The sequence below is a fragment of the Burkholderia sp. ABCPW 111 genome, assembly GCF_000773065.1.
Taxonomy (GTDB): domain Bacteria; phylum Pseudomonadota; class Gammaproteobacteria; order Burkholderiales; family Burkholderiaceae; genus Burkholderia; species Burkholderia savannae.
The window spans coordinates 36,061-43,265 of the sequence record NZ_JPWT01000089.1 but is presented as its reverse complement, the minus strand read 5'-3'; the positions used below and the strand labels follow the sequence as shown (position 1 = coordinate 43,265).

General features: G+C 66.4%; 7 protein-coding genes. 4 read left to right on the top strand and 3 right to left on the bottom strand.

Annotated features, from left to right (window positions below):
• Positions 1–277, top strand: a 277-nt coding sequence (locus X946_RS36365) for a hypothetical protein (protein ID WP_235364048.1), incomplete at its 5' end; no start/stop codon positions are given.
• On the opposite strand, the gene X946_RS21105 is transcribed toward X946_RS36365, so the two are convergent.
• The 3 genes from X946_RS21105 to X946_RS21095 form a co-directional block, all read right to left on the bottom strand.
• Positions 241–1,341, bottom strand: coding sequence for a lytic polysaccharide monooxygenase (locus tag X946_RS21105; RefSeq protein WP_038751527.1), 1,101 nt, complete (start codon positions 1,339–1,341; stop codon positions 241–243). The genes X946_RS36365 and X946_RS21105 overlap by 37 nt on opposite strands.
• Positions 1,342–1,883: 542 nt before the next feature.
• Positions 1,884–2,375: a hypothetical protein gene (locus X946_RS21100; protein WP_038751514.1), complete on the bottom strand. Its 492-nt coding sequence runs from the start codon at positions 2,373–2,375 to the stop codon at positions 1,884–1,886.
• 69 nt (positions 2,376–2,444) lie between these two features.
• On the bottom strand, positions 2,445–3,077 hold the full coding sequence (locus tag X946_RS21095) for a nitroreductase family protein (RefSeq protein WP_038751512.1): 633 nt from the start codon (positions 3,075–3,077) through the stop codon (positions 2,445–2,447).
• 719 nt (positions 3,078–3,796) lie between these two features.
• Between X946_RS21095 and X946_RS21090 the strand changes: the two genes are divergently transcribed.
• The 3 genes from X946_RS21090 to X946_RS21080 all read left to right on the top strand — a co-directional run bounded on the left by X946_RS21090 (position 3,797) and on the right by X946_RS21080 (position 7,193).
• Positions 3,797–5,212: a circularly permuted type 2 ATP-grasp protein gene (locus X946_RS21090; protein ID WP_038751525.1), complete on the top strand. Its 1,416-nt coding sequence runs from the start codon at positions 3,797–3,799 to the stop codon at positions 5,210–5,212.
• An 83-nt stretch (positions 5,213–5,295) separates the two neighbouring features.
• Complete coding sequence (locus X946_RS21085; RefSeq protein ID WP_038751509.1) at positions 5,296–6,237, top strand: alpha-E domain-containing protein; 942 nt, start codon at positions 5,296–5,298, stop codon at positions 6,235–6,237.
• A gap of 8 nt (positions 6,238–6,245) precedes the next feature.
• On the top strand, positions 6,246–7,193 hold the full coding sequence (locus X946_RS21080; RefSeq protein ID WP_038751506.1) for a transglutaminase family protein: 948 nt from the start codon (positions 6,246–6,248) through the stop codon (positions 7,191–7,193).
• Positions 7,194–7,205 lie beyond the last annotated feature (12 nt).

The following is a 7,205-nucleotide window of genomic DNA, read 5'->3' as shown; positions in this document are numbered from 1 at the left end:
TTTCGATCGAGCAATTGCTTCCTCCGACATCCTTAAAATCAGGTGTCAGATTATGCAATCGCTCGAAAACCCTCCACGGTTTCCTGCGATGAACCAAAAAAAAGGCGGCGCATCGAGGATCGAGATGCGTCGCCCAATGCGGATATCGAGGGAATATCCGCAAGCACGCTATGTAAGGCGGCTGCGCGGCGCCGGCTTGCGGCGATGCGCGGCCGCCCGTCCGGAACGGACGGCGGCCCGCTATTTCGCGCCGACGACGCCGAGCGCGCTGCTGTAGTTCGGCTGCAGCCAGACCTTGTTCGCGTTCAAGTTCGTCGTGTCGAAGTAGATCGTGTTGCCCGAGCGCACGCCGATTCGCGCGATGTTGCCGTAGCGGCCGTTGACCTGATCGGCGATCTGCTTCGCCCACACGCTGCGATTGGTGTTGTACGGCGTGATCGGTTGCCGCACGTCAACGACTTCCGCGCCGCGCGCGTCGGTGCCCATCACGCGGAAGCGAACCTGTTGGCCGGCTTGCGGCGCGACGCCCGGCTCGACGAACGCATGCGTCGCGACCCATGGGAAGCCCGATGCGCTCTCGTCCGCGGCGATCGTCACGTCGCTGCAGTTGAAGAAACCTTCGTTGCCCGCGTCGATGCGCTGCCAGTAGCTGTACAGCACGGCGTCGCCGCTGCGGCCCGGGGGCAGCGTCACGTCGAGCTTGTAGAACGACTGGATCGAACCGGGCAGATGGCCCGCGCCGTTCGCGGGGACGGGCGCGGGAGCCGGCGCTTCGTAGATCTGCTGCAGGTCGTCCCAGCGCAGCGGTCGCGACGGATCGTACGACGGCTTCGAGATGAACACGCGCATGCGCGCCGGATTGTGCGAGGTCGTGTTCTCCCAGAGGAGTTCGATGTGACCGTTGCGTGGTGTCAGTTGCGTCTTGCGCCAGAGTGCAGTCGGCGCCTTGTCGAGACCGGCCTTCGACGTGTCGCCGCCCGCGCACAGCAGGCCGTCAGGCACCGCGGCCTTCAGTTGCGCGAGATCGTTGCCCTGGCCGACCGGGTTCGCGGACACCTCGTTCCATTGCGTGAAAGGGTAAGCCGAATTGTTGCCTGCGCGATAGGCGGCGCGGCAATCGTTGTTCGGGATACCCGAGCCGTTGGGCGGGTCCCAATAGCCGCCCTCGAGGCGGCATTGGTATTGACGCGCGATCGGGAAGCCGACCGCGCCGTGCGCGGCTGCATCGTCGATGGGCGCGAGCAATGCGGCAAGCGAAGCGGCAAGCGTGGCGGTGGCACCGAGTGTGACGGCGCCGCGCGCCCGCCGGCGAGATGACGGCGCATCGAAGTGCGACTTCATGTAGCGTTCCTCCAAGTGAGTCCAGGTGAGAAATGACACAGCTCGCGGTCCGCAGTGTGGTAAAGATGCGTCGATTGTTTTGGATATCGAAATATGAGGCTTGCGCTTTCTTCTGAGGATTCCGTCAGGATGGTAGATGACGCCGCGCGTTCGCAGGCCTACCAGAAATGGCAGGCGCGGCGAAATCCGTGCGAGTCCGGCGCGCGAGACGTGCGCCGCCGCCCCGGCCGTTCGAGTCGCTCCGGGAAGAAAGCCGCAAGCAAAGAGACCGCAGCCTATCGTGTGCCCGGCAGCGAGCGTTACCGCGAAACTTAGGAGGTTGACCGGGTGGAATCGTGCCGTGCCCGTGTTGCGAACGGCGATTTGGCGGCTCGTCGCGGGGCGTAGAAAAACGCGGCTCGTGTTGCGGGTGACGGGCTGAGCATCGGGCGTCGCAACCCGTGTGCCCGCCGCGCGCCCGACGAAGCCGTGCTTGATTCGCGCGAGCCGCCACCGGGCGTTTGTGCGGCGACATGTTCGCCGCGCGTGCGTGACTGATCGCGTTAGTGCACGTAGGCGGCGGGCTGCGCGGGAACGCGGATCGCGAGCCCCGCGTCGAGCAATGCGATCGAGAACCAGCGGGCGATCTTCAGCACGCCGCTGTCCGCGCAGCGCGGCAGCCAGTCGGCGAGCGCGCGCAGCGCCGCTTCGCTGCGCGTCGATTGCAGATGGGCGAGCGCCTGCAAGAGCCGAGCCTCGTCGCTGGCGAGCCCGCTCGCGCAGCGGCAGTGCGTGTCGAGCGGATGACACGCGTCGCACGTCAGGAAGCGCATCAGCATGTCGAAGTGCACGAGGCCGTCGGCGCGCAGGCCGGCGGCGGCCAGTACGTCGCGCCACGACCGCCGGCCGCGACGCGCGTCTTCGCCGGCGGCGGCGCACGGATGCAGCCAGGTGCGCACCGCGGTCAGCACGACCCGCTCGGCGTCGGTGTCGCGCGATGCGGCGTCGGCGTCGGCGAGTGGTGCGCCGCTCGTGTCGGCATGAGGGAAATGCATGGCGGAACCTCCGGGTTCAGAGCGGCCCGCGATCGGCGGGCCGCGCATCGATGTCGATCGGCGCGGCGGTCAGCGTGCGGGGCCGAGCCATTCGCGCACGTGCGCGCTGCGATCCGGGCGCCGTGCGCCGCTCGCGGGCTCTGCCGGCGTGCCGACGAACAGGAACCCGACGAGACTTTCGTTCGGGCCGAAGCCGAGCGCGTCGCGCAGCGCCGGCTCGTACGAGTCGACGCCCGTTGCCCAGAATCCGCCGTAGCCAAGCTGATGGATCGCATTGAGCATGTTCATCGCGGCCGCGCCGACGGCGAGCAACTGCTCGATCTCCGGCACCTTCGACGTGCGGTTCAGCGCGGTGCCGAGCGCGACGATGAGGGGCGCGGCCAGCGCCTTGCCGCGACGATGCTCGTGCGAACCGGGCGGATCGTCGGGCGCTCTCGCATCGGCGAGTTCGACGAGCAGGTCGCCGAACGCGTGGCGCGCCGCGCCCCGGATGACGGCGAAGCGCCACGGGCGCAGATTGCCGTGGTCGGGGGCGCAGAGAGCGGCGTCGAAGATCGCGTCGAGCTCGCGCGGGCCGGGCGCGGGCTCGGTCAGCGGCCAGCGGGAACGGCGCGAAAGCAGTCCCCGCAGCAGGCCGTGCGGGTTGTCGGCGACGGCGGCGACGGCGGCGCGCGCGGGCGCCGCAGCGGCGATGGCATCCATGGTCGAGGCTTCGGTATCGGTCGATGAACGGAGCACATCATCGGATAGTTTCGCCTTAAATGCAAACGATTCTCATTTGCGAGTAGGGTTAATTCGACGGCCGGCGCGGCGATTTGGAGCGGTGAGACGCCTCGCCTCGTCTTGCCGTCCGTCGGGAAGCCGAATGGATTCCAGGCCGGGGGGGCCGAGGCACACTTGCTGTCTCACGCGATAGATACGGAGGCGACGGCTGCGTCCGCTCGCTATTCGTGCAAATCAGGAAGCTTCCGGGCTATTCGCAGTCCATTCGATTTCTGTTGGTGCATGATCAAAATGCTTGAGCGCTTCTTGAGCGCCGGGGGCCGCGTCGCCAATTCAGCCTCACGTTCCGGTCCATTACGTGAATCGCAGTCGTCTCCGTGCGGGTCGCGTCTCCGGCTCTTAACTATCTGGTTAATCCAGAAAATCCGGAGGGCGGTTCGATCCGTCCCCCGGGGTGATCGCCCGCATAGACAGACACGCCGGAAATCTGCCACGCTAGCCACGCGGGCGACGCCGGCTGCGCCGAGTCGGCGCATGCCGCCAACTGGCGGCCGCACCTTCGTGGTGCGGCGTGCCGCGCAAAAGTGCCAAATCAAACCGCGAAACGGATTCCAACAAGGCACGCTCTTTGCTCGCTACGCATTGCGCCGGTTCGGCATGGAGAGATGCCGAGTGAATGATGGATGGAGAACTTTTCGATGAAGCCGTTCGACGAAATGCTGCAACCCGGCGATACCGTACGCGCGCCGTATGAGCGCTTGAAGCAATGGCTCGACACGCAGGACCCCGCGAGCCTGGCCCAGAAGGCGCATGACGCCGAGGGCGTGTTCCGCAAGACCGGCATCACGTTCGCCGTTTATGGCGACGCCGAGGCCGCCGAGCGGCTGATTCCTTTCGACATCGTGCCCCGGATCATTTCCGGACACGAATGGAATCGGCTGTCGCAGGGGATCGAGCAGCGCGTGATGGCGCTCAATGCGTTCCTCGACGACATCTATCACCGTCAGGAGATCGTCCGCGCGGGGATCGTGCCGAAGCACCTGATCGCGCACAACGATGCGTTCCTGCCCGAGATGATCGATTTCCGGCCGCCCGGAAACGTTTACACGCACATCATCGGCGTCGACATCGTCCGGACTGCGGAAAATCAGTTCTACGTACTCGAAGACAATGCGCGCACGCCGTCCGGCGTGTCGTACATGCTCGAGAACCGCGAAACGATGATGCAGCTCTTCCCCGAGCTGTTCCAGCAGGTGAAGGTGCGGCCCGTCGAAACCTATCCGCAACTGCTGCGTCAGTCGCTCGCGGCCGTCTGCCCGCCCGGCGGCAACGCGGACAACCCCACCGTCGCGGTGCTCACGCCCGGCATTCACAACTCCGCGTACTACGAGCACGCGTTCCTCGCCGACCAGATGGGCGTGCATCTCGTCGAAGGAAGCGATCTGCAGGTGATAGGCGATCGCGTAGCGATGCGCACGACCGAAGGTTTCAAGCCGATCGACGTGCTGTATCGCCGCCTCGACGACGCGTTCCTCGATCCGCTCACCTTCCGACCGGATTCGGTGCTGGGCGTCGCGGGGATCATGGACGTCTATCGCGCGGGCAACGTGACGATCGCGAACGCGCCCGGCACGGGCATCGCCGACGACAAGGCGATCTACTCGTACATGCCGGAGATCGTCGAGTTCTACACCGGCCGCCGGGCGATGCTCGAGAACGTGCCGACCTGGCGCTGCGCGGAAGCGGACAGCCTCAAGTACGTGCTCGAGCATCTGGAGGAACTCGTCGTGAAGGAGGTGCACGGCTCGGGCGGCTACGGGATGCTGGTCGGCCCGGCCGCGTCGAAGGCCGAGCGCGAAGCGTTCGCGGCGAAGCTGCGCGCGAAACCGTCGAACTACATCGCGCAGCCGACGCTCGCGCTGTCGACGACGCCGATCCTGACGGAGAAGGGCCTCGCGCCGCGCCACGTCGATCTGCGGCCATTCGTGCTCGTGTCCGACCGGATTCGCATCACGCCGGGCGGCTTGACGCGGGTCGCGTTGAAGGAGGGTTCGCTCGTCGTCAACTCTAGCCAGGGCGGCGGCACCAAGGATACCTGGGTGCTCGCCGACTGACGCACGCGCGAGGCGGCGCATGCGCGCGCGGCGCGCGCGTAGGGGCGCGCCGCACCGAACAACGATCGGAGTGGACGGCAAACATGCTTCTCGGACGCACAGCAAGCGGTCTTTACTGGATGTATCGCTATATCGAGCGAGCGGAGAACACCGCGCGGATCGTCGACGCGGGATTGCGGATGGCGCTCACCCGCACGTCGGACGCGCCGGCGGAGTGGTCGTCGGTGCTCGTCAGCTCCGGCGCGGACGACGGCTATCGTCAGAAGTACGAAACTTATGCGGCCGACACGGTCGCCGACTATCTGCTGCGCGATCGCGACAATTCGTCGAGCGTGCTGTCGTGCATCGAATGCGCACGCTCGAACGCGCGGATGGTGCGCACGGCGCTCACGCGCGAGGCGTGGGAGAGCGTGAACGGCGCGTGGCTCGCGATCAAGCGCGCGCTCGCGCAGCCGATCCGCGCGAGCGCGCTGCCCGCGATCCTCGACGAGATCAAGCGCGAGACCGCGCTGATCCTCGGCAGCTTCTACAGCACGATGCTGCGCAACGAGATCTTCGATTTCGCGCAGATCGGCGCGTTCATCGAGCGCGCGGACAACACCGCGCGGATTCTCGACGTCAAGTATCACCTGCTGCTGCCGTCGGTGTCGCACGTCGGCACGATCCTCGACAACTATCAGTGGGAATCGATCCTGCGCTGCGTCGCCGCGCACCGGTCGTATCGCTGGGTCTACGACGTGCAATACAAGCCGACGAACATCGCCGACTACCTGATCCTGAACGGACGGATGCCGCGTTCGCTGCGCTATTGCTACGGACGCGTCGTGTCGAGCCTCGAGCATCTCGCGAAAGATTACGGCGTCACGCACGGTTGTCACGAAACGGCCGCCAAAATCAAGCAGTCGCTCGAAGACAACACGGTCGAACGCATCTTCAAGAGCGGGCTGCACGAGTTTCTGACGGATTTCATCGCCAAGAACAACAGTCTCGGCATCGAAATCGCCCAAGCCTACAACTTCGATTGAGATCAGCCATGCGCCTCGCCATCCGCCACATCTCGCGCTTCCAATTCGACGAACACGCTGCGTACGTGCTGCAGCGCCTGCGGCTGCGCCCGCAAAGCGGCCCGAGCCAGACCGTGAGGGCCTGGCAGGTGACGATCGACGGCGTCGAGCCGACGCTCACGTACGCGGATGGTCTCGGCAATCGCGTCGACCTCGTGCGGCACGATCGCGACAAGCCGGAGATCGCGATCATCGCGGCGGGCGTCGTCGAGACGCAGGATCGCGCCGGCATCCTCGGCAACGCCGATTCGTATGCGCCGCCGTGGGTGTTCGAGCGCGCGACCGACCTCACGCGCGCGGGCGACGCGATTCGCGCGCTCGCCGACGCGCTGCCGATCGAGCACAAGAGCCTCGATGCGCTGCATTGGCTGATGACCGAGGTGCACAGCCGGATCGCCTACGAGCCGAACGCGCAGGCGGCGCCGCGCGACGCGGAGACCGCGCTGCAAAGCGGCGTCGGCACGAGCCGCGACCACGCGCACGTGTTCGTCGCGACGGCGCGCGCGCTGAAGATTCCGGCGCGTTACGTGTCGGGCTATTTGCTGACGGACGGCTCGATGCAGCGGATCGCCGAAGCGCTGCATCAGGCGAGCGGCGTCGCGCAGCAGGCGATGCAGATGCGGCATGACGCGGACGGCGCGCACGAAGCGCCAGGCGACGCGGTGCGCCAGACGAGCGTCGCGATACAGGAAGCGGCGGTCGCGATGCAGCCGCAATCGGGCCACGCGTGGGCCGAGGCGTACATCGAAGGGCTCGGCTGGGTCGGCTTCGATCCGTTCATGAACCGTTGCCCGGACGAGCGTTACGTGCGGATCGCGGCGGGCCTCGATTATCGCGACACGATGCCGGTCTACGGTCCCGGCGCGAAGCCGGTCGGCGTCGAGATCAGCGTGATCCAATCCCCGGAACTCGTCTGACGCGCCCGCGAG